We start from the raw sequence: 22,218 nt of genomic DNA, 5'->3' as shown, positions 1-22,218 counted from the left end.
CGTCACCGATCAACTGCTCAACGGGCCCGACCCGGATGCTGTGTGGTCGGTCGTGTTGGCAGTGCCCGAGGATCTCGACGGTACGCTATTGAACAAGGCGATTTTGCTGGAACGCATCGAGGATTATCCGGAACAAGGTAGCGGCAAAATCGAGTTGGACAAGTTGGGCAATAACGACTTGTCGCTGGTCATCCTCACCACTGACGATCGCTTCGTGGTGGATTACACGATCAACGCCACTTACACAGCGAAAATCAACGGGCAGCCAGACCGGGTGGTCCTCGTCGAAGGTAAAGTCGAAGCGGACCCGTTCGGCGCCAAAAAAACCTGCATTATCGAAGTGTTGAACGAGCATGTAATAGACGCCAGCAGCGTGACGGTGACTTACGAACTGCTGGACCTCAACGGCGCACTGGTGGCCAAATCCGCCCCCACTACTGAGCCGGTCGTTGGCACACACCTCGAACTTAAACCACCCAGCGTACTGCAGGCCAACGGCGCGACATTGGCGCCACTAGACGCCCTGACCCAACTCACCATCGTCGTGCCGCCAGGGCCCACGCGGCCCACTGACCTGCTCAGTGTGAGCTGGACTGCCAAACCGGGCACGCACGAGGACGGTTCGATTACCACCCCGCCTCGACCGATCAGCGAAATCGGTCTGAACATCCCGATTGCACCCGCACTGATGGCGTATTGTCTGGGCGACGAAATAACGGTCAGCTACAGCATCACCCGTGATGGCAATTCTCTGCCGTCCGAAACCCTGACCCTCGCGGTGCTCGACCTGCCGCAGTCCGCCCTCATCGCACCACGCCTGAAGGAAGCGGCGAATGCCGGTGAAGGCGCGGAGCTGAACCTCATTGACCTCACTCCCGAAGGCAAAATGTGGTGTCCGGGATTTCCCTTGATTGCTGAGGGTCAGCCTGTCTGGTTGTTGTTCAAAGGCACTAACGCCAATGACACGCCTTATGAACGATATGTGTGGGAGGGATCGTTTGCGTACGTGAATGCTGATTGGGTGAGAGAGAGTTTCTTTGAATCGACTGCGCCTTATGAGGATTTGCAGGGGTTGAAGGATGGGATGCCACTGACCATTGAGATGAGTGTGGGGTTTGGGAAGAGCAAGGACATAGCGCTGGCGAAGCGGTTTGTGGTGCGCAGTTATAGCGTGCGAGCGGTGGAGGATGTTCCGCCGACTATTACTTCAGTCAAAGGATCTTCCAGCGATAACGAAATTGAAGAAGGTGGCGTGACCGTTGAAACCAGCGTGACGCTAAGCGGCACGGCCGCCAATGGCAAGAACGTCGACATACTTGATGGGGCCGAGGTCCAGGGTGAGGCCACGGCGGATCCGGTTTCTGGAATCTGGACATGCACCGTGCGGGGGTTGAGTGTGGCACCTCACAGTTTTATCGCCAGAGAGGCGTTCGGGGAGGAGCGCCCCTCCGCTGCGCGCCGCTTCACTGTCACGGCATTGATTGTCCCGACGTTAGACAATGTGTTGGACGACAAAGGCATGGAGGTGCCTGACTGCCAAGCGACCATTAGCACCACACTGAAACTCAAAGGCACAGCAAGCCACGGCCAGCAGGTCGAGATTTACGATGGTTACGGGTCAAGTGCTGTGTCCAAAGGCATAGCAACGGCCGATGAAAAAACAGGAGTTTGGGAGCGTGAAATCGAAGTCGAAGTGCAGGATGCACTACACCGGCTATATGCACAGTCCCTGTATCACAGCGGCACGACATATTCGAATGTGCGTCATGTGAGCGTGATTGAAGATCTCGCCCCGACTATTGACTCTGTCACAGGCTCGCCGAGTGGCGACGAAATTCCAGAAGGTGGAACAACGGTGGAAACCGCCGTGACCCTGACCGGCAGCGCCGCTAAGGACCAGAACGTTAGGGTGCTTGACGGCACGACATCCAAAGGCGAACCCACTGCCGACGCGGCAACCGGGATCTGGACGTTGACCGTCACCGGTTTGACTGCCACCCCGCACAGCTTTACCGCCAAGGCCTTGTATGGTTCGGGCGCGACCTCGACGCCTCCTTGGAAAATTACCGTCGAAGCTTTTACCTCATTATATGACTTCACTAATTTCAACAATCGCCAACTCAATGGATGGAGAAAAGGACCGGCTGGCAGCGAATTACAATTTATTCAATCTGGATCTGGTTACTATCTTTTCAACAACACGTCTGCAGAGGATGACCATTCAGGGACAGTTTTATCGAAAACGTTCCGAACTTACCCTGGAGTAATATACGAGTTCAGAATCATGGCTAAATATGATAATTATCCACATGCGGGCACAAAGCTGAGGCTCCTTATCGGCAGCAGCTCCTCTCCGGTAAAGTGGATGACTCATAATTTTAAAGAGTACTCACATATAGCTAAAGCCACAGGCCGCGAACTTGTCTTCTTAATTCATAATGACGAAGGGAGAAGAGACGGCAATGATTTTAGCATTGACGATATCTTAGTACGTTCAATTTTACCGCAGTAGCCTTTCGTATGATCGTCTCCGCGAAATGCAGCTGAATCGTCATCGCGAGTAGCCTTTCTCTACAAGAAAGCCCGGCAAACTCAGGAATAATGCGGCGGTTGACTGACCCGTCCTCACTCCCTATCCTCGCGCCTGTCACGACTCATTCGTGATCGGGTTTGACGGCCTGAACAATCCAGGACGCACATTGCTTTCCAACGTGCGCGCGCACTCCTGTGTCCGACGCGCTGCTCAATGGTGACTGTGTGCGGGGCATCTTCGGGTGCGCCGGGTGTCTTGGACCGGTCCGTCAACCTGCACACAGTTGCCACCTATTCGTTTGACGGCGATGAAGTGGCAGTTCTCCGACTTCCAAGAGGCTGCACCATGACCGATCCAACCACAAAGTCCAAACCCTGCGACCAGGTCGCTCACCACCCTTTCAACGTCCGACCCGACATCTCCCTCCTCGACGCCCTAGAACACGCGGCCGTCTACCTCAACTGCGCCGAAACCCTCGCCCACCAGGCCCCGAGCGTTGCTCGCCCGGAACACAGCAGCTCGATGCGCTGGGCCAGCCAGCAAATGCTTGCCAATGCCCGCGCACTGATGCAGGCCGCCATCGCTCGTGTGCACGCCGCGCAGGCCCGGGGTGACGTATGAACCCGCACATTTCGATGACGCACAACGAGGACAGCATTCCGGTCCTCCTCGTTTCCACTCAAGCGCCGCTAGACGTATTGCACAGCAGCGCCGCCAGCCGCTTTCTCGCGGTAACGCAAATGATGGAAAGCCTCGCCAGCCTGGATATCTCCTCGGCCAAAGGCGCCGACGTGCAGCAACTGGCGCACGCGGCGGCGATGTTACTGCGTGATGGTTGTGATGTGATGGATGTGTTGGGGCGGCAGATTCGTTTGCGGGTTTGATCCGGGAATAACGATTCCCTTGCTCGCGAAAGCGGTGTGTCAGGCAACAGAGAAGTTGAATGTCAGATTGCTTTCGCGAGCAGGCTCGCTCCCACAGGAATTGTATTCAGGGCTGGAACCATTCGTGGCGTTCGTTGAAGGTGTGGTGGATGAGGTCGGTCAGGGTTTGGACTTCGCTGATATTTTGTGAGTCCGCGTTGACCGCCAGCCACGCCTGCAATTGCATGGGTTCGGCGAATAATCCGGGCAGTGCGATCAAGCCCCGATCGAAGCGGCTCATGTACGCCGGCAACAACCCGATGCACGCGCTGCAGCGAATCATCTCCAGCATCAATTCATAAGACTGCATCTGCACCACCCCGGCCAGACGCTGTTCAACCAGTTCATTCCACGGGCGAAAGCTGTCGATCTGCCGATCATGTTGCCACTGCACCAGCATGAAGTCGGCGAGGTCGTCGGGGGTGTCCGGGCGGGCGGTGACGCGGGAGTAGCGTTTGGCGATGTGTGGCAGGTAGTCGAGGCGTGCCAGCGCTTGCGGTTCGCTGGTGGCGAACGTCGGGCCGGGGTGTGGGGTTTCGCCGTGGGCGAGCCAGAGGACGATGTCGGCGCTGACGGCGCGCAGGGACAGTTCGCTGTCCAGCGCGATGATTTCCAGGCGCACGCTGGCGTTGCGGCGCAGCAGTGCGATGAGGTCGCGGCCGAGGATGTCGTGGAGGATCGATTCGGCGACGGCGAGGCGAATCAATGGTTGTTCGATCACCGGGAGTTTGCGTTCGTTGGCCAGCGCCACCAGTTTGGCCTGCAGTTGCTGGCCTTCGCGGGTCAGGCTCAGGGCGCTGCCCTGGAAGCTGAACAGGGTGTGTTGCAGTTCTTGCTCAAGCTGCGCCAGTTGTTTGCGCAGCAAGGTCGAGCGCACGTTGAGGCTGCGTGCGGCTTGCATGAAGCAGCCGCAGCGGGCGCTGACCAGAAAGTATTGGGCGACGTCGGCGTCGATGGTCGCGGCGTGTGCGAGCCACGGTTCGCTGTTGTCGTGTGGCCAGCGGTAATCGCTGGTGCCCGGTCGTCCTGCGGGTTCGGTGAATGACATCGATGACTCCCTGTCGATCTTTGTATTTGTCTTGAGTGCACCATGGATCCCTGTGGGAGCGAGCTTGCTCGCGAAAGCGGAGTGTCAGCCAGCGAACATGTTGAATGTGCAGACGCTTTCGCGAGCAGGCTCGCTCCCACAGGGGTTTGTGGTGAAGGTGAGATTAGTGTTTTCCCTCGAGGACTTTGTTGAGTTCAGCGCCGTCGATGCTCAGTGTTGCGGTGTTGAGCATGCCGTCGAGGTAAGCCTGGGCAATCTGCTCCTGGCGCTGTGCACGCAAGGCCTGGGTCAGTTGATCGCGCAGTTCATCGAGGGTCGCGGTGCGTGCCGGTTGCTGTTCGGTGAGTTTGATCACATGGAAACCGGCCGCGCTTTGTACAGGATCGGAAACCGCACCGACCTTGAGGCGCGCCACCGCACCCCGCACTTCCGGAACCAGTTGCTGCAACGGTTGCAGCCCACTGTCGCCGCCACGCTCAGCGGTGACGCGATCCTGCGAATATTGAGTCGCCAGCGCGGCAAACTCCGCTGGCGTCACCTGCGCTTTCTTGCTCAGATCAAGCGCCTGCTTGCGCACCGTTTCAAGATTCTGCGGATCATTTACACCGAGGAAAATCTGGCTGACCCGATACAGCGCTGGCGTCTGCCAATTGGCTTTGCCCGCGTCGTACGCCTGCTGGATATCGGCCGCACTTGGATAATCCGCCGGCACCTGGCTGACCGAACGCAAGTAATCACGGAATACGATCTGCTCAGTCGCCGCACGGGTCTGCCGTGCCACCTCCGGGCGCTGCGCCCAACCCTGCGCATCGGCCTGCTCCAGCACCGCTTTCTCGGCCAGACGCGTGCGAATCCAACGTTCCAGCGCCTCACGGTTGCCGCGCAATTGTTCGCGGGTTTCCGGCGGGACTGTCGCCAGCAACGCCTGCAATTCGTCAGGCGAAACCTGCTGATTACCCAACCGCGCCACCGCCGGCCCCGTTGCAACCGTCGCCAGCGGCGACGATTGCTGGGCGGCGACCGGGTCACTGCCCGGCCGCACCACCAGCGCCACGGCTACCACCAACAACGCCACCGCTGCGGCGCTGATCACCATGGCAGGCTTTTTCACAGCGCGACTTCCTCTTGCTCGGCGACGGCGACTTTGGCGGTCTGCGCGCTGCCGTTCTGGGTGAAATCACGCAGATAAACGATGAACTCCTGCAACAGGCGGTCCCACAATTCGAGGTTGCCGCGCAGGTGATCGTTGCTCACACCTGCCGCCACCACCACATCCATTTCCATCACCAGAAACTCGCCCTGCAACGACAACCGGGCAAAACGACGGCTGGCGTTCCACTGCTCGGCCACACCCTGTGGCAACTCACCCTGCACGCGCAGCGCACAGCTGAAAGTGAAATCGACGTAGCTGCCCTGCTCCACCGCCGGATTACCAAAACGCACGGCGTAACCGATGCCCTGACTGGCGCTGAGCAACTGGACGATGCCGTTCTGCTCGGTTTCGTTGACGCGATAACCGGCCGCTTGCAGGACTTCGGTCAGGGATTTTGGCGATACGTGGCTGATCAATTGAGTCATTGTTTCTTCCTTGTTCATCAGTGCGTGAGCGCAGCTTGCGGCGCGTCGAATTGAGTCTTGTAAAGGTCATCGCCGAACCCCTGGGCCAGTTCATCGAACTTGACCCGGGCGCTGCCCGCGAAGGGCTGGCGGATCTTCATCACCTCGGCCACGTCGATGTTTTCGTAGGCAGTGAGGATCTGTTTGGCGACGCCGTACATCTGCTGATTCTTGACTGAACATTGCTGCACTTGTGTGTCACGTTCAGTCAATTGCGCTTGAAGCTTAGACCGTTCTGCCTCTTTGGCTCGGGCCATCACCAGCAACTCGTCATAGGCCTTTTTGAACTTGCCGGTCTGCTCGGCGCTGGCCGCCACTTGTGCCTGCGCCTGGCTGTGCAGGCTCTGTTGCTGTCCGGCCAGTTGCTCGGCGACGCCTTTGGCCTTGGCCAGTTCGGCAGTCAATTGCTTGATTTGCGCCTGCGCAGCCTTGGCCTCGTTCTGCGCCGCCAGTTGCGCGGCGCTGGCCTGGGCCTGCTGACTTTGCAGGGCTTGCAACTGTTGCGTGGTGCTGCGCAATTGCGTGCGCAGGCGTTCTTCCATGCCTTCGGCATGCGCTCCAGTGGCGATCAAAAGCCCGAGCCCGAGCCACACAAATCGCGTTTTCATAACCCTCTCCCGGCGCCTTAGAAGCGCGTATTGATCTCAAGCTGCAAGACGTCGATGTCGAACGGCGCGCCGTACACCGCTTCGGTGCTCATCCAGCGACCGGTGGCATAAACGTTCTTCGCCAGACCGTAGTTGCCGCCAATGAAATAGCCCTTGGCGTTGGTGCCGCCGAGGTGGAACGACGAGTCGTTGAAGCCGTCCGGCAAGGCGTCGGGCTGGATGTATTTGTAGCCAGCGAACATGTTCCAGTCGCCCTGCTTTTTCAGGTCCAGCGCGCTGCCGAGGGTGAACTGCACCATCCACGCATTGGCGCCGCTTTCGATATCGCCGTTGCTGTCGAGGTTGTTGACGATCTGCCCGGCCGAACGCTTGCGCATGTCGCCTTCGTCGTAGGCGAGGTTGTGGATGTAGTTGCCCTGGCTGCGCAGTTTGAAGTCTTCCGGCAGATCGGCGTCCCACACTACGTTCAGATCCAGCAGATTGAATTCGGAGGCGAGGCCGACGTATTGCGGCTGCGGCGTGGTGGTCGGGTTGAGCGGGTTCGGCGTGATGTCGCGCAGCAGGAACACGCTGTTGCCCTTCTGCATGAACGCCGCACGGCTGCCGTCGCTGTCGCAACCCGGCGCGCCGGCCCACGGTTCGCAAGGGCTGGAACGCTGGCCTTGAATGTCGTCGAAGCGGTAGTAAGCCAGCGCACCTTTCAAGCGGTTGTTGCTGTTGATCGCCCATTTGGCGCCGATCTGCGCGCCGTACAACCACTTGTTGTCGCTCTCTTCCTTGTCGAAGCCGTTGCTGCTGGCGGTGTCGTTGGTGTAATCCACCGGGAACGCACCGACGGTGCCGAACACGCCCCAATCGCGGTTGAGTTTGTGGTCGAAAATCGCTGCGACGCCGTCGAAATTCAAGTCGTTGGAATAGAGCATGTCGGTGGACATGAACGGGTTGGCGAAACGCCCGCCGGTCAAGGTCAGCTCATCGGTAGGCTTCCAGTTCAGGTAACCCTGATCGAGCCAGATGTCCTTTTTGGCGAAGCCGCCGCCGAGGCTTTGTGTGGTGGACACCGGGTTGTTGTCGGAGCCGGTGCCGATGCGAATACCGGCAGTCCATTGCGGCGAGATTTCCGCTTTCATGCCCAGTCGCGCACGGATGCGGAACTGGTTGGTGCGGTCTTCGCGGGTGTTGAGCAGCGGCGGCAGATTGGTGCTGCTGTTGGGGTTTACGTCGTACGGGCCGTTGTTGTTGAGTTTGGCGAAGTCGACGATCTCGTTGCTGTTGCTGTCCGAGTAGTAGCGCGACTCGTCACGCAGACGAATGTCGCCATCGAAACTGATGCGCGCAGCCCATTCCGGGAAGCTGTTGGGCGCGGCCCAGTTTTCCTGTTTGGCGGTGGCCATGACTTCGGCTTTGACCTGATCGCGGATCTGGTCACGCACCGCTGCCGGCACGTATTGCACGCGGACATCGCCCGGCGCCGCCACTGGCCCGGCCGCCACGGCGGTGGATGCCGCAGCCTGTTTAGCCTGGGCCGCTTCGTTCTGCGCCTGAGCGATCAGTGCGTCAGCCTTGTCCTGTTTCAGAATGCCCTGCTCGACCAGCAAGCGGATCAGATTGATCGTGGCGTTCTCCGAGGGCGCAGGCGCTGCCACGGCCTGACCGACCAGGGTCGCAATGACCATGCCGACCGCCAGGGACAATCGATTCACGTTGGAAATCATCTGCACACAACTCCTTTTGGCAAAGCGTAAATAAGTGAATTAACCCGGACGCCGCCCTTGCAGGGACAGGCGCACAGGCAACGTGATGGAGGCCGGTGGCCGTTCGCTGAGGGCCGGGGCACCGCGCAGCGCCGCCAGCACCTGGGTATCGATTTCGGGGTTGCCGCTGGACTTGATCAGCTCGACCCGGGTGATCTCGCCAACGCTGCTCAGCCAGACATCGGCCTGCAGCGAAAACGCGAGGTTGCGCAGCTCAGGGTTCTCACGCAGCAAGCGCTGGAAGGTGAACGCCAGAAACTGGCTGTACGTCCCGGTGCCCAGACGCCCGCCGCCGGTCCCGGCCATGCCGCCACCCTTGCCTGCGCCGATGTTGAAGGCGTCGTTGCCGCTTTGAGCATCACCGTCCATTTGCATCGGGTTGGCCAGATCGTCCGCCGGCGATGGCGGCGCTTCTTCCTCGGGCTTGACCTCTTCGGGTTCCGGCGTCGGTTCTGGCTCGACGACTTTTTCTTCCACCGGGGTTTCCGGTTCCGGCGGCTTTTCCGGCGGCGGAGGTGGCGGTGGCGGCAACGGAATGATCGTCGGCACCTTCGGCGCTTCGCGGCGGATGCCGCTCATGTCGTTGGCCCACTGCCACAGAAACCACGCGGCGAGCGCGCCGATGAGCAATCCGGCGCCCCACTTCGCATAACGCAGCGCTGGTTTTTTCACCGGCAGCGGCTCGATCGGGAGTTGTGCGGTCATGACTCAGCCCTGACTCGGTTTGCCGGTCACAAGACCGACCTGGGACAGTTCGAGCCGGCGCAACAGATCCAGCACTTCGATGACTTTCTGGTACTGCACCGTCGCGTCGCCGCGCACGATCACCGGGAAATCCGGGCTCTGCGCCTTCTCGATGCGCAGGCGCTCTTCCAGCTCGGCCAGGGTCACCGGGTAGGCGTCGAGAAACACCTGGCCGCCGTCGTTGACCGAAATCGCCTTGGTCTTGGCCTCGGACAGCGACACCGAAGCGCTGGCCTTGGGCAGGTTGATCTGGATCCCCGAGACCTGCGCGGTGGCGGTGAGGATGAACATCACCAGCACCACCATCAGCACGTCGACCAGCGGGGTGATGTTGATGCTGTCCACCGCTGCATCTTCGTCATCGTCGTGGGAGGCATTTACAGACGCCATGTCAGTGCTCCTCAGGCCGGTACAGAGTGGTTGGCGTGATGGCCGCGATGCGACGACTCACTGAACTGGCTCTCGCCATGCATCTCCGCCAGACGCGTGATGAACTCGTCGACGAACACGCGCATGTCGGCGCTGACTTCCTTGTTGCGGGTGATCAGGCGGTTGTAGCCAAACAGCGCCGGGATCGCGACGAACAGGCCCATTGCCGTGGCCAGCAACGCAGCAGCCATACCCGGGGCGATGGCGTTGATATTCACGTCACCGGCCATCGCCGTGCCGAGGAACACCACCATGATCCCCAGCACGGTGCCGAGCAGGCCGATGTACGGACCGCCGGCGATGGCGTTGGACAGGGTCGAGAGTTTCGAGCTCAGTTGCTGGTTTTCGCGGGTGCGCACGCCGTCCATGGAGCAGCGAATGGCTTCGATGGTCGCGGCGGAAACCGAGGAGGTATCGGCGCCCTGCTCGCGGCGGGTGCGAATCTCTTTGACCGCCACCAGATACAAGCGCCACAGCGACGAGTGCTGCAGACGCTGCGCGAGTTGGGCGTCGTCGGCGAACATCTCCAGACGCGTGCCGACCTTGGCGAACTGCACGCGGAAGTCTTCGTTGGCGGCAGACACGCGGCTGAGGCTGCGGTTCTTGCGCAGCATGATGATCCACGACTGGAACATCATCAGCACCAGCACGGCGATGATCACCCAAGCGTCGATTGGCACGGCGTTGAGCAGGAAGCCGAGGCTGCCGAAACCGAAACCGGACTGTTCTTCGTCGACACCGTAAGCCACCAGTTTCGACTCGGCACCTTGCGAAGTCGCGTCGGCCAGCAACAGCGCTGCCGGGCGTGAAACCTTCGACAGGCGCAATTCATCGATAGCGCCCACGAACGGCTGGAACGGACCTTCGTGCACGTCAGCGCCGATGGCCATGACCGAGTTGAATGCCGGCATCGCCTGAGCGAGCGTGGCCGCTTCGCGACCGTTGATGAACAGGGTGACTTTGGAACCTTCAGCGGTCAGCGCGACATGCTGCCATTGGCCGGGATTGAGCGCTTGTGTGGCGACGGCACGATGGCCATCGATCTCTACAAACGGCACACCTTGGTTGGCACCGATCAGCAGGCTGTTGGCGCCTTCACGCCGGGCGAGAATCAGTTGTTCGCCGCTGGCCTGATCCAGACGCAGCCAGGCACTGAAGGTAAACGCACTGCCGGCGTTGTGTTGCAGCGAAGGACTGGCCGGTAGGAACAGCGGCTGGCCGCTGAACTGCAACGCACGCCCAACGACGCCGTCAATCGCCGCGCCGGTCGCACTTTGCGCGGTATTGCCGTAAGCGGTGGTGTCTTTGGCCGGGGTGCCGGTGGCGCCGTCGAAGTGATACAGCGCGGTGTAATTCGGGTCGAAAGTCAGCTGGCCGTTGCCGGTCGCCGGGGCCTTCTGATTGCCGTAATACATCCAGATGTCCTGGCGCTGACCGCCCTCGACATTCGGCACATCGACCCAGATCAGCGCCATGCCCATCAGTGCGTCGAAACTCTCGATCTGGTGGTTGAGCACGGTTTTGTCATCGGCAGCGACAAAGCGCAGATCCGCGCCGTCCTCCTTCACCCCGTCAAAGGTGAAGTTGCCGGTGTGCAGGCGTACCAGCAGCGCGGTGCGACCGAGGGCCTGATTGATGCCCGCGCCTTGCGGCGTGGTGTCGACGGCGATCTGTTTGCGGTAGTGCCAGTCGTCCTGCCACCAGGCCTGAGCCGTGGCCGGGAGCACGAAGCCCAGGCAGATCAACAACGAAAGAATGAGGCGCTGCATGAACGTGCTCCTTTAAAAAGTGGCTTGAAGGTTGAAGTGCAGGCGCGATTCCTGCTTCGAGGTGTTCGGCCCTTCGAGTAGCGGGTAGCCCCAGTCGAGGCTGCCGGACAGCCATTTGCTCAGGCTGGCGCGAGTGCCGAGGCCGACGCTGGCCAGGGCGTAATTGGCGTCCTGATCCGGCAGTTCGTCGCGCAGGTACAGTTGCGCACCTTCGGCGAAGGCATAGAAACGCCAGTCCTGCATCCACGTGCCGGCATACTTGGCCAGCGACGGCGTGCGCACTTCCTGACTGAGCAGCAAGCCGTCATCACCGGTGCGTTCAGCGGCCAGATAGCCGCGCACCGAAGTGGCGCCACCGGCGGAGAATTGCTCGTTGGAAACCAGTGGCCCGGACGCCAACTGGAACGCGGCTTTGCTTGCGCTCTGCCAGTCGCTGTCGAAGGTCCAGGTGTAATTGGTGTCGCCCTTGAGCACGGCGAAACTCGGTTTGGCGCGATAGCGTTTGTAGTCGAAATCTTCGTCGGAGCTGCCGTAGCCGAAAATGCTGCGGGTCGCCGCCACGAGGCTCAGGCCGAGGCCGAGCTGGCTCTTCTCGCTGTAGCGATAGCCGTTGTAGGCGAAGGTGAACGGCGCGTATTGCAACGGGACTTTGTCGCTCTCACCGGACAGGGTGAGGCGTTCGTCGAAGTCCTTGAAGTCGATGCCCGCCGACAGCGAGTTCGACCAGTTGCCGCTGGAAGGCAGCGTGTAAATCGCCGAGACGCCGTAGGAATGGCCCTTGCCCAACACGTTGCTGCCGCCGATGGTGGCGACGTTGCTGTCGGACTGGTAACCGGAGAACTGCACGCTCCAGCGCTCGGTCAGCGGCGCGGTGTAGGAGCCCGACCAGACCTTGGCGTTGTCGGTGTCCTGCGGCGCGGTGAAGTACGTCAGCGAGATGCTGTGCCCGAGTTGCCAGAGGTTGTTGTAGCCGAGGCTGGTGACGGTGCGCAGCTTTTCAGTGTCGGCGCTGTAGTCGTTGTTGAGGCCGACGCTGGCGGTCCACGGGTTCTGGTCTTCGACCTGCAGATCGACGTCCATGGTGCCGGGGCGCTGACCTTCGCGCACCAGCGGCATGACTTGCCGGCCCGGGGTTTTGTTGAGTTGCGCCAGTTCGCCCTGGACCTTGGCGAAGTCTGGTACCTCGCCTTCCTTCAGCGCCGGGACGTCGTCGCGGATGTCCAGCGGCGAGTAGTGTTTGGCGCCGACCACACGTACCCGGCCGACCTTGGTTTCGCTGACTTGCAGATAAACGATACCGTCGGCGACGGCTTGCTCCGGCAGCTCGACGAACACCGACTGATAGCCGTGTTCCTGATAGGCCTTTTGCAAGGCATCGCGCGCACCTTCGATATCCGTGAGGGCTTTTTGCGGGCCGAGGAACGGGTACACCGCCTCTTCAATCGCCCGCGCATCGAGCACGGTATTGCCGCGCACGAAGTATTCATTGACGTCGACCAGACGCTGCGCTGCGGTGTTTTGCGCAGCCTCTTCGGCCAACGCCGGCTGCGCGCCCGCCGTCACCAGCAGCCAGCCCCACAGCGCCAGCCGTGACTTGAAAATCGGTTCCACACTACCCCCTGAATTCGCGATGACCTGTTGGCGTTTCGAACGCCGCGTGTATGGCGTCAATTGCTGGCTGTCGAGGCACAGGCGTGTTTGCCCAGCCACGTGTGCAAAAGCGCGAAGTTCAGCGAGAACTCGGGCATTTGCAGCAAGGCACCGCAGAACACTTCGCCGATGATTTTTTGAATGAGCAGCACCGCGCGCGGCTCGTTGAGCAACGTGGCGATGTCACGACTGAGGGCGTTGAAGCTCCAGACTTTCTGGTTCAGGCCAAGGCCGACGAACCAGCGGAACAGCAGGTTGTAATTGAGCTGTTCATACAGTTGTTGCTCGCTGGGCACCGAATAGAGCAGTTGCAGGAGCAGGATGTGCATCACCGTTTGCGCGGGAATCAGCATGCCCGGCTCGGCATTGAGGTCGTGTAGGAGTTCGCGGTGGGCGTCGAGCAAGTCGTCGATCTGCGGGCGCAGCAACACCAGCGAATGGCCCGGCGGAATGTAGCTGGAGACCTCTTTCAAGGCGCCCTGCCAGTCATCCTGCGAGACAATCCAGACCCACGGCGCGCCGTAGCGATACACCGAAACCGGCTTCTTGCGCGCGGCTTCGACGATCTTCGACAGGCGTTGATCGAGTTCCTGCATGCCCACTTTCGAGTAGCGTTCCATAGTCCCCATTGCCTCACTCCCGGCGTCCCGCCTCGGCTTGTGAAAAGCGCCCCGTTGGGCCCCTCAAGCGCGTTACATAGGCATGACCGGACTGGCGATGTGCTACCGAACTTTTGTCATAAAAGCTTCATTACAGGATTGATCGAAAAATCACAGACACCACAAAACACTGTGGGAGCTAGCCTGCTAGCGATGGCGGTGAATCAGCCGAGTTGATGTCGGCTGACGGGACGCCATCGCTAGCAGGCTAGCTCCCACAGGTTTTACCCTTTTATTTGGATTTGGCTTTAAGTCAGCTTGGGGCGGACAGATCAAACCGACCATGCACCGTGATTTTAGGGTGAGGCGCGCCGTCCTGTTCCTTTGCCAGCTTCATATTCATATTGAAGACAGCACTTACTTTATTCGATGACTTTTCAATGAATGTATCGATGCCGCCTGAAGTCGGCTTGTATTCGTAAATGTAAAACTCACCATCTTCATCAAAATACGCCGCAGAAAACTTGTCGTATTCCAAGTGACTACTCTTCAAAGGAAATTTAAACCTGAAGTACTTGCTGATCAGCCTAAGAGTCTTCAGTACGACAACAACCTCAACAGCTTCGTGAGAAAACGCAAGAAAGGACCTGTCAACCTCATACGGCCCTTGTCCCTCAATCTCTACTTTCGCTTCGCCGACAGCGCTTGATTCTGATTTAATATCGATACTCATCTTAAACATCCTTATAAGCGGAGTGACGCACCTAAAGAACAACACTTTTTCGAGCCTTGTCATTGGATTCACAAACAAAGCCTTTTAAGCTTGGCTCTAGCGCAAATTAAATAAGCTCAAAACCTACTCTCGTCTACTGTAAAAGCTGACAGTAGACAGATGCGTCATTCCATGAAACTCGCGCCAGTCGGCTGATCAAGTCATTTATTTACTTCGTATCCATGCCTTTTCAACACACAACCGTCGAGGGCAAAATCAAGAGTAAACCGACCAAACCTCGACAATCCGTCCACCCCGCACCGCCAGTAAATCCCCAAACTGCAACAGCACCGCTTCAGTCTGCGTCGGACGCAGGAAGACTTGATCTTCCACCCCCAAGCCCACGGCATTCGACCCATTGACCATTTCCTGATTGGAGCTGCGTCCATACACGCCGTTGCTTTGCAAACCAGCGGGCGATTCAAACTCGGCCATCCAGTTACCGCCATAGATGAAAAAAGTCTGACGCTGATTCGCGTCCCACCACGAGAACAGCTTCGACTTGTCATCCAGCGCCGGAATATTCACCGCGCCTGTGCTTTTCAAAACAGGCGTGGCGATATAGGTAGCGGGCACATGCTCGCTGAGCGACGGCAAATCATAGTGCGTCGGCTTGAGCATCGCCGTGCCCACGGAAACCTCGCTGCTGAGCTTCTCGTTTTCATGAATCCGATAACTCGGGCTGCCAGCGGTGTTCAAGCACAAACCGTCATGCCACAACGCCGGGAACTGCTGCCGGGTGAAATCGACGCAACGCTGATAAATCACCATGACCTTGGCGAACAGTTCTTCCGGCGAGCCGAGAATCCCCGGCACGCCCATCCCTACGAACGGGTCGTAACCCATGAACCCGGCAAATTCCAGATGCTGCGGATTGGCGCTGATCAACGTGAGCATCTGCCCCAGAGCATTCACATCACTGACGCCGCCGCGATGCAGGCCGACATCCAGCTCGATGTTAATGCGCATCCGCGTGCCTAAACCCTGTGCGAGTTGCAGGTATTGCTGCGAACGTTCAGGACCGTCGAGCAACCATTGCAGTTGTTTCGCGGGATCGAACGGGCCTTTGTGGGATTGATAAAACAGCTCTGCCGAACGCACCGGCAACGGCTTGCCGAGCAGAATGTCGGACTGCGGAAAAACCTGCGCATCGTGATTGAGAAACGGCTGATGAAACGACATCAACTTCTGCGTGCCGGCACGTTGCGCGATGTAGCTCAACAGTCCAGGTGACGGCAGCGACTTCTCCACCAGCCGCAGGTGTTTGCCACCGCGTTTGACCGATTGCATGACGACATCGATGTTGTGATCAAGCCGATCGAGATCGATCAACAGCACCGGGCGCATCGGGCCTTTGTCCTTCAACTCTTTGTTCAGTGCGCGGAAATATTCGCTGTACGGCGCGCCTCGATCGCCCGGTCGCAGCCACGCGCCAACACCCACCAACAACGCTCCGACACCCAACGTACCGAGGAGAAAATCACGTCGATTAACCGCCATCAGCTCACCCCCAGAATCGACGTCAGATGCGCATTGAGAAAACGTCCGCTCGGATCCAGCGCCTGGCGCACGTCGACAAATTCGCGCCAGCGCGGATACAGCGGTTGCAGGTTTTTCGCGTTGAGCGTGTGCAACTTGCCCCAGTGCGGCCGGCCGTTGTACTTCCAGAAAATTGGCTCGACCGCCGCGAAGAAGTTGTGATGATCCATCTGATAATGCTGGTGCACCGAGATCGAACAGCTGTCGCGGCCTTCGAACATGCTCAGCGGAATATCATCGGCCTTGACGTAGCGGTACTCGATGGGAAACCAGGTGCGCAGGTCTTTGTCCTGAATCAACTTGAGAATTTCGCGCAGGCACGCCGGGCCGTGTTCGGCGGGCACCGAGTATTCCATCTCGTTGAAGCGCACCGTGCGCACGTTGGCATAGATGTTGAAAGAGTCGCCGACCCGATCATCGAAACTCGCCAAATGGCGCAGGCTGTTGAGCAGCGTGCGGCGCAGGTCGGGGAAGTCGCTGGCGTACTTGTCGATCTTCTCGATCAGGGTGACGAACTCGTTGCCGCCCTCCTCTTCAGGCGGAATCGGCGGCGTGGCCGGATCGTCGGTTTCGTTGAGGGCGATGGACAACGCGTAGTCGGAGTGAGTGACGACGAGCATTTCCCAGTGCTGGTTTTCACTTGTGTTTTTGTCGAGGTCTTCGAGCAGTTCTTCGGTCTTGGCGATCCATTGGCGCTCGCGCAGGCGATAGGCCGGGCGGTTTTGCAGGCGGATTTTTGTTGCCACACCGAGGGCACCGAGAGAAACCCGTGCGGCGTTGAATACTTCGGGATGGCGCTGGCTGTCACAGTCGAGCACCTCACCACTGGCGGTGACCAATTGCATGCCGCAGACGTGGGCCGAGTAGGACTGGAAGTTTTTGCCGGTGCCGTGGGTGGAGGTCGAAATGGCCCCGGCGAGGGTCTGGTAATCGATGTCAGCCATGTTTTGCAGGGCCTGGCCGATGTCTTTCAGCGGCAGGCCCATGCGTGACATCGGTGTGCCGGCGGCAAACTCGGCTTGCAGGGTTTTCGCATCGTGATCGAGCAGACCGTTGAAATAGCTCAATGACAAGAGCGTGCCGTCGGTGGGCACCAGCGCGCTAAAGGAATGTGCCGAACCGACCGGGCGGATCTTGCCTTGTGCCTGCTGGATAACGGTCACCAGCTCATCGAGATTCTTCGGCGCCAAGCGCGCCGCTGGCAGGCAACTCTGCCCGCCTGACCAGTTGCGCCACGGAATCAAGCGTGGCGCCCGCAGCAATTGGCCCAATGCCGGACTGCTCGCCAACGCACTGAACGCGCCGACAATACTTGCCCGTTGCAACAACTGACGCCGTGTCAGATCCATCGTCATGCCGGGCACCTTATTCTGGGAGGGGCTGGTCGGCCATGAAGCCGATCAATTGCAGGAATTGTTCTTCCGAGCACTCGACGCACTGGCCCATCGGCGGCATGCCGTTGTAGCCGTTGATAGCGTGGTCGAGCAGCGTGTCGGTGCCCTGCCGTATGCGCGGTTCCCAGGCTTTGCGGTCGCCGGTAAGCGGTGCGTTGGCCGCCGGGTTGGCGTGGCAGAGCTGACAACTGTTGGCGTAGATCTGCGCCAGTGCCGGATCCTTGGGGATGGCGTTATTGGTGGTGACCGGGGGTTTGGGGTCTTCGCCGCAGCCGGGCAGCGTCATGGCCAACGCCATCAGTAAAGTCAGTCGGATTGCCCGCATAACGGCCTCGCTTATTGTTGTGCTCACACCTTAAGGCAGCGGCTGCAACGGCTTGAGGGCATTGCGGGACAGCGAGGGGGGCAAACGGGGCCAGCCCTCTCCCCCGGTGATCGTTCCCACGCTCTGCGTGGGAATGCCTCAAGGGACGCTCCGCGTTCCAATGGGACGCAGAGCGTCCCGGGCTGCATTCCCACGCGGAGCGTGGGAATGATCATCATCAAGCACCCCGCTCTGCTCTGCGCCTTTGCGTGACATTCCGGTGACATTTGCGGGTTTAAATGTCGGCGCATTCAGGCGTATAACCTGTGAAGGCTTTTCGATCTGCATACGGACATCAACACGGGGTAGCGACATGACCACAGCAAACATCCTTGGCAATCTGTTCCCTTCTGTCAGCGACATCCCGGAAAAATACCGCCTCGACGCTCAGGTCGAGCAACGCGAATATCTGGTCGACGGCCAGTTGCGCCGCTGGGACGGCCCGCTCGCCACCGTGCGCAGCCCGGTCTATCTGAAAGGTGACAATGGCGACGAACAAGTCATTCTCGGCAGCACGCCGCTGCTTGATGCCGACACCGCCCTCACCGCCCTCGACGCTGCCGTTCGCGCCTACGACCGAGGCCAGGGCCTGTGGCCGACCATGCGCGTAGCCGAACGCATTCAGCACGTCGAAGCCTTCCTCGGCCGCATGCGCCAACAGCGCGATGCCGTGGTGAAGTTGCTGATGTGGGAAATCGGCAAGAACCTCAAGGACTCGGAAAAAGAGTTCGACCGCACCTGCGACTACATCGTCGACACCATCAATGCCCTCAAGGAACTCGACCGCCGCTCCAGCCGTTTCGAGCTGGAGCAGGACACCCTCGGGCAGATCCGCCGCGTGCCGCTCGGCGTAGCGCTGTGCATGGGCCCTTACAACTATCCGCTGAACGAAACCTTCACCACGCTGATTCCGGCGCTGATCATGGGCAACACCGTGGTGTTCAAACCGGCCAAGCTCGGCGTGCTGCTGATTCGCCCGCTGCTCGAAGCGTTCCGGGACAGCTTCCCGACCGGCGTGATCAACGTGATCTACGGCAGCGGCCGCGAAACCGTCAGCGCACTGATGGCCAGCGGCAGGATCGACATCTTCGCCTTTATCGGCACCAACAAGGCTGCCAGCGACCTGAAGAAACTGCACCCCAAACCACACCGCTTGCGTGCGGCGCTGGGGCTGGATGCGAAAAATCCGGGCATCGTCTTGCCGGAAGTCGACCTCGACAATGCCGTCAGCGAGGCTGTCACCGGTTCGCTGTCGTTTAACGGCCAGCGCTGCACCGCGCTGAAAATCCTCTTCGTGCATGAAGACGTGGTCGACAGCTTCATCGAAAAATTCAACGCAAAACTGGCCACGCTGAAACCGGGCATGCCGTGGGACAGCGGCGTGTCGCTGACACCGCTGCCGGAATCGGGGAAGGTCGATTACCTGCACGGGCTAGTCGCTGACGCGCGCAGCAAGGGTGCCGAAGTGGTCAACCCGAATGGCGGCGAATCACGCGAGTCGTTCTTCTACCCAGCGGTGCTGTACCCGGTGAATCCGCAGATGCGCGTCTATCAGGAAGAACAGTTCGGCCCGGTGGTGCCGATCGTCCCGTACCGTCATCTCGATACCGTGATCGATTACGTGCTGGAGTCGGATTTCGGTCAGCAGTTGAGCATCTTCGGCACCAACCCGGTGGCGGTCGGTCGTCTGGTCGACACCTTTGCCAACCAGGTCGGGCGGATCAACCTCAACGCGCAATGCCAGCGCGGCCCGGATACTTACCCGTTCAACGGCCGCAAGAATTCGGCGGAAGGTACGCTGTCGGTGCACGATGCGTTGCGGGTGTTCTCGATCCGTACCCTGGTGGCGACCAAGTTTCAGGACAGCAACAAGGACTTGATCAGCGAGATCATTCGCGGGCGTGATTCGAGCTTCCTGACCACCGACTATATTTTCTGACCGATTGGAAATAACCGAAGAGGACGTCATCAGCTTCGAGTCTAAAATCCTGAAGCCCCCGGCCATTCAGTGTCTACACTGATCCCAGCGCTGCGCTGGATGCCGGGAGGTCGATCATGCTTGATTACTTCGCGTTGGGTTTGTTGGTGTTTGTCGGGCTTGTGCTGTTTTACGGAATCATCGTCTTGCACGACATTCCGTACGAAATCGCTGTTCACCGCAATCACCCGCATCAGGATGCGATCCATGCCACTGGCTGGGTCAGCCTGTTCACTCTGCATGCGCTCTGGCCCTTTTTGTGGATCTGGGCGATGGCCTATCGCGAGGATCGCGGCTGGGGGTTTGGCGACGGCAAGCCTTTGCAGAACCACGTCCTTCGCCTGGAGCAACAAGTCCTTGAGCTACAAAGTCGCCTTGAGCGGCTTGAGACCCAGTCTGCGCTTGCGCCGCCCAACGACACAGAGGGGCGCTGAGCATGGATCTGCTCCTCATCCTCACTTATGCAGCGTTCTGCGTTGCCCTGTTCAAGATCTTCCGTATCCCGTTGAACAAATGGACGGTGCCCACGGCAGTACTGGGCGGGGTTCTGATCATTGGTGCGCTGATTTTCACCATGAACTACAACCACCCTTACTCCGAAGTGGCGCGCTCGTATTTTGTCTCGGTGCCGGTGATCCCCATCGTCAGCGGCCTGGTGATTGACGTACCCGTGCATCCCAACGAGCCGCTGGAAAAAGGCGATGTGCTGTTTCGCATCGACCCCACGCCTTTCGAAAACCGGGTGAAATCACTCAAGGCGCAACTGGTTGCTGCCAAGGGCGATCGCTATCGCATCACCGAGCTGATCAAGCGCAATTTCGGCACCCAACGCGAACTCGATGCAACGATTGCCCGCACCGATGATCTACAGGCGCAACTGGACAATGCCCAGTTCGAACTGGACAACACCATCGTTCGCGCCCCGAGCAAAGGTTTCGTCACGCATGTGTCGCTGCGTCCGGGAGTGATGGCGACCAAGCTGCCGCTGCGCCCGTCGATGGTGTTTATCCCTGAGGAGGGACACTATTTTGCCGCGTGGATGCGCCAGAACAGCCTGCTGCGTTTGACGGTGGGCGATGAAGCGGAAGTCGCGTTCGATGGCATTCCGGGCAAGGTGTTCGAGGGGCGCGTAAAAAGTGTCATTGGGGTGATCGCCGAAGGCCAGGTACAACCTTCCGGCACGCTGATCGGCTATACCGGCTCGCCACCGGCCGGGCGCGTGCCGGTAATCATCGAAATCACCGATCCGGACTTCGCCCAGTACAGCAAGCAAATGCCCGGCGGGGCTTATGGTCAGGCGGCGCTGTACAGCCAGCACTTTCACCATATCGGCGCGATGCGCAAAATCCTGCTGCGCATGTCGGCGTGGATGAATTACATTTTTCCATTCCACTAAACAGCTATTGATGACGAGAGGCCCGCACTGAGTACTTACAGCACCCATCGACTTCCGCCCTTGCTGCGTCGTGTCCTGCGTCCGTTGCTTGATCCTTATCGACGTTACCGGCACGCGCGGTTGATTCATGCGGTGCGCGTGGCCCTCGGGTTACTGGCGACGATCCTGTTGACCACCGGCATCAACCTGCCCCACGGCGAATGGGCCTCGGTGACCATGCTGGTGGTGATCGGCGGTTTGCAGCACCACGGCAACATCGGCAAAAAAGCCGCCGAACGCGCCACCGGCACCTTGATCGGTGCCGGCGTCGGCTTGTTACTGGTGGCGCAGCAAGCGTGGCTCGGCATGCCATGGCTGACGTACTTTGCGATGGCGGTGGTCTGCGGTTTCTTCTCTTATCACGCGATTGGCAAGGGTGGTTATACCGCCCTGCTCTCGGCAATCACCGTGTTCATTGTCGCCGGACATGGCGACAATCCGATCACCGACGGCTTGTGGCGCGGCGTCGATATTTTGATCGGCATCGCCCTGGCCCTGGCGTTTTCTTTCGCCTTGCCGCTGTACGCGGTGTACTCGTGGCGCTACAACCTCGCCGATGCCCTGCGTGATTGCGCCACGGTGTATGGGCGGATCATCAGCGGCCAAACGGTCAGCGCCGATGAGCATTTGAAACTGATGGGGCGCCTCGGCGCGGTGATGGTGCAATTGCGTTCGCTGATGCCGTCGGTGTCCAAGGAAGTGAAGATTTCCATGACCGAACTCGATGCCATCCAGCGCAATCTGCGCATGTGCATCAGCACGCTGGAAATCCTCGGCAACACCCGGCCGGATGCCAACGATCCCGAGGCCATGGCGCATCTGCAAGCGGCATTGAAAGCTGAGCACCGGCAGATTCGCGTGCAACTGATCGGCATGGCCCGGGCATTGAAAACCGGTGCCTCACAACGCCTGGACAGACCGCTGGAGTTGCCGGAAGGCAATCTCGATGCGCCGGTGTACAGCGCGCTGGATGGCTACCGGTTATTGACTCGACAACTGGCGGCGAACGTCGCCGAGATGCGCCAGCGCCTGGCGAAAAGCGCACCGCGCTGGAACATCTGA

20 protein-coding genes and 2 pseudogenes are annotated in these 22,218 nt (G+C 59.6%); 7 read left to right on the top strand and 15 right to left on the bottom strand.

The features are described from left to right. The 3 genes from L8H52_RS24340 to L8H52_RS24330 all read left to right on the top strand — a co-directional run. The coding region (locus L8H52_RS24340) for an Ig-like domain-containing protein (protein WP_242209066.1) at window positions 1-2,512 on the top strand (2,512 nt) is incomplete at its 5' end. Between the two features lie 366 nt (window positions 2,513-2,878). After that, entirely contained in the window at window positions 2,879-3,154 is a 276-nt protein-coding gene (locus tag L8H52_RS24335; protein WP_242209065.1) for a DUF3077 domain-containing protein, read from the top strand. Next, on the top strand, window positions 3,151-3,417 hold the full coding sequence (locus tag L8H52_RS24330; protein WP_242209064.1) for a short-chain dehydrogenase: 267 nt from the start codon (window positions 3,151-3,153) through the stop codon (window positions 3,415-3,417). Before L8H52_RS24335 ends, L8H52_RS24330 begins: the two co-directional genes overlap by 4 nt. 106 nt (window positions 3,418-3,523) lie before the next feature. On the opposite strand, the gene L8H52_RS24325 is transcribed toward L8H52_RS24330, so the two are convergent. The 15 genes and pseudogenes from L8H52_RS24325 to L8H52_RS24255 form a co-directional block, all read right to left on the bottom strand. Continuing rightward, window positions 3,524-4,504 (bottom strand): LysR family transcriptional regulator, encoded by a 981-nt coding sequence (locus L8H52_RS24325; protein WP_242209063.1) that lies wholly within the window; start codon window positions 4,502-4,504, stop codon window positions 3,524-3,526. Window positions 4,505-4,554: 50 nt separating this feature from the next. Next, window positions 4,555-4,668, bottom strand: a pseudogene (locus L8H52_RS24320) (metal ABC transporter ATP-binding protein); the annotation flags it as partial. After that, window positions 4,668-5,615: a peptidylprolyl isomerase gene (locus L8H52_RS24315; protein ID WP_242209062.1), complete on the bottom strand. Its 948-nt coding sequence runs from the start codon at window positions 5,613-5,615 to the stop codon at window positions 4,668-4,670. The pseudogene L8H52_RS24320 and the gene L8H52_RS24315, both read right to left, overlap by 1 nt. Then, complete coding sequence (locus L8H52_RS24310) at window positions 5,612-6,082, bottom strand: YbjN domain-containing protein (protein ID WP_122595734.1); 471 nt, start codon at window positions 6,080-6,082, stop codon at window positions 5,612-5,614. The genes L8H52_RS24315 and L8H52_RS24310 overlap by 4 nt, the downstream gene beginning before the upstream one ends. Before the next feature lie 17 nt (window positions 6,083-6,099). Then, on the bottom strand, window positions 6,100-6,729 hold the full coding sequence (locus L8H52_RS24305; protein WP_242209061.1) for a DNA repair protein: 630 nt from the start codon (window positions 6,727-6,729) through the stop codon (window positions 6,100-6,102). A 17-nt stretch (window positions 6,730-6,746) separates the two neighbouring features. Beyond that, complete coding sequence (locus L8H52_RS24300) at window positions 6,747-8,444, bottom strand: putative porin (RefSeq protein ID WP_242209060.1); 1,698 nt, start codon at window positions 8,442-8,444, stop codon at window positions 6,747-6,749. 39 nt (window positions 8,445-8,483) lie between these two features. Then, window positions 8,484-9,188, bottom strand: a complete 705-nt coding sequence (locus L8H52_RS24295; RefSeq protein ID WP_007915486.1) for an energy transducer TonB — start codon at window positions 9,186-9,188, stop codon at window positions 8,484-8,486. Window positions 9,189-9,191: 3 nt separating this feature from the next. After that, the gene (locus tag L8H52_RS24290; RefSeq protein ID WP_007915482.1) at window positions 9,192-9,617 is read right to left on the bottom strand and encodes a biopolymer transporter ExbD; all 426 of its coding nucleotides are present in this window, start codon (window positions 9,615-9,617) and stop codon (window positions 9,192-9,194) included. Window positions 9,618-9,628: 11 nt separating this feature from the next. Then, window positions 9,629-11,425 (bottom strand): MotA/TolQ/ExbB proton channel family protein, encoded by a 1,797-nt coding sequence (locus L8H52_RS24285; RefSeq protein ID WP_242209059.1) that lies wholly within the window; start codon window positions 11,423-11,425, stop codon window positions 9,629-9,631. A 12-nt stretch (window positions 11,426-11,437) separates the two neighbouring features. Then, complete coding sequence (locus L8H52_RS24280) at window positions 11,438-13,036, bottom strand: ShlB/FhaC/HecB family hemolysin secretion/activation protein (RefSeq protein ID WP_242209058.1); 1,599 nt, start codon at window positions 13,034-13,036, stop codon at window positions 11,438-11,440. A gap of 56 nt (window positions 13,037-13,092) precedes the next feature. After that, a pseudogene (locus L8H52_RS30460) lies at window positions 13,093-13,422 on the bottom strand (transposase); the annotation flags it as partial. A 565-nt stretch (window positions 13,423-13,987) separates the two neighbouring features. Further along, window positions 13,988-14,407, bottom strand: coding sequence for a hypothetical protein (locus L8H52_RS24270; RefSeq protein ID WP_242209057.1), 420 nt, complete (start codon window positions 14,405-14,407; stop codon window positions 13,988-13,990). A gap of 255 nt (window positions 14,408-14,662) precedes the next feature. Continuing rightward, on the bottom strand, window positions 14,663-15,871 hold the full coding sequence (locus L8H52_RS24265) for a DSD1 family PLP-dependent enzyme (protein ID WP_242209069.1): 1,209 nt from the start codon (window positions 15,869-15,871) through the stop codon (window positions 14,663-14,665). Window positions 15,872-15,945: 74 nt separating this feature from the next. After that, a complete protein-coding gene (locus L8H52_RS24260; RefSeq protein WP_242209068.1) occupies window positions 15,946-17,274 on the bottom strand; it encodes a D-arabinono-1,4-lactone oxidase in 1,329 nt (442 codons plus the stop codon). A 76-nt stretch (window positions 17,275-17,350) separates the two neighbouring features. Continuing rightward, window positions 17,351-17,704 carry a c-type cytochrome gene (locus L8H52_RS24255; protein WP_242209056.1) on the bottom strand — a complete coding sequence of 118 codons (354 nt, stop codon included), beginning with the start codon at window positions 17,702-17,704 and terminating at the stop codon, window positions 17,351-17,353. A gap of 352 nt (window positions 17,705-18,056) precedes the next feature. Here L8H52_RS24255 and L8H52_RS24250 point away from each other — a divergent pair, with 352 nt between their 5' ends. From L8H52_RS24250 to L8H52_RS24235, 4 genes are all read left to right on the top strand, one after another. Then, window positions 18,057-19,682, top strand: coding sequence for an NADP-dependent glyceraldehyde-3-phosphate dehydrogenase (locus L8H52_RS24250; protein WP_242209055.1), 1,626 nt, complete (start codon window positions 18,057-18,059; stop codon window positions 19,680-19,682). A gap of 116 nt (window positions 19,683-19,798) precedes the next feature. Further along, a complete protein-coding gene (locus tag L8H52_RS24245; protein WP_242209054.1) occupies window positions 19,799-20,155 on the top strand; it encodes a DUF3302 domain-containing protein in 357 nt (118 codons plus the stop codon). Between the two features lie 2 nt (window positions 20,156-20,157). Beyond that, on the top strand, window positions 20,158-21,117 hold the full coding sequence (locus L8H52_RS24240; RefSeq protein WP_242209053.1) for an HlyD family secretion protein: 960 nt from the start codon (window positions 20,158-20,160) through the stop codon (window positions 21,115-21,117). A gap of 60 nt (window positions 21,118-21,177) precedes the next feature. After that, window positions 21,178-22,218, top strand: coding sequence for an FUSC family protein (locus L8H52_RS24235; RefSeq protein WP_242209052.1), 1,041 nt, complete (start codon window positions 21,178-21,180; stop codon window positions 22,216-22,218).

This window comes from Pseudomonas sp. CROZ-RG-20F-R04-15 (genome assembly GCF_022662375.1).
Classification (GTDB): Bacteria; Pseudomonadota; Gammaproteobacteria; order Pseudomonadales; family Pseudomonadaceae; genus Aquipseudomonas.
The sequence above is the reverse complement of the archived record's forward strand: the minus strand, read 5'-3'. Positions and strand labels throughout refer to the sequence as shown.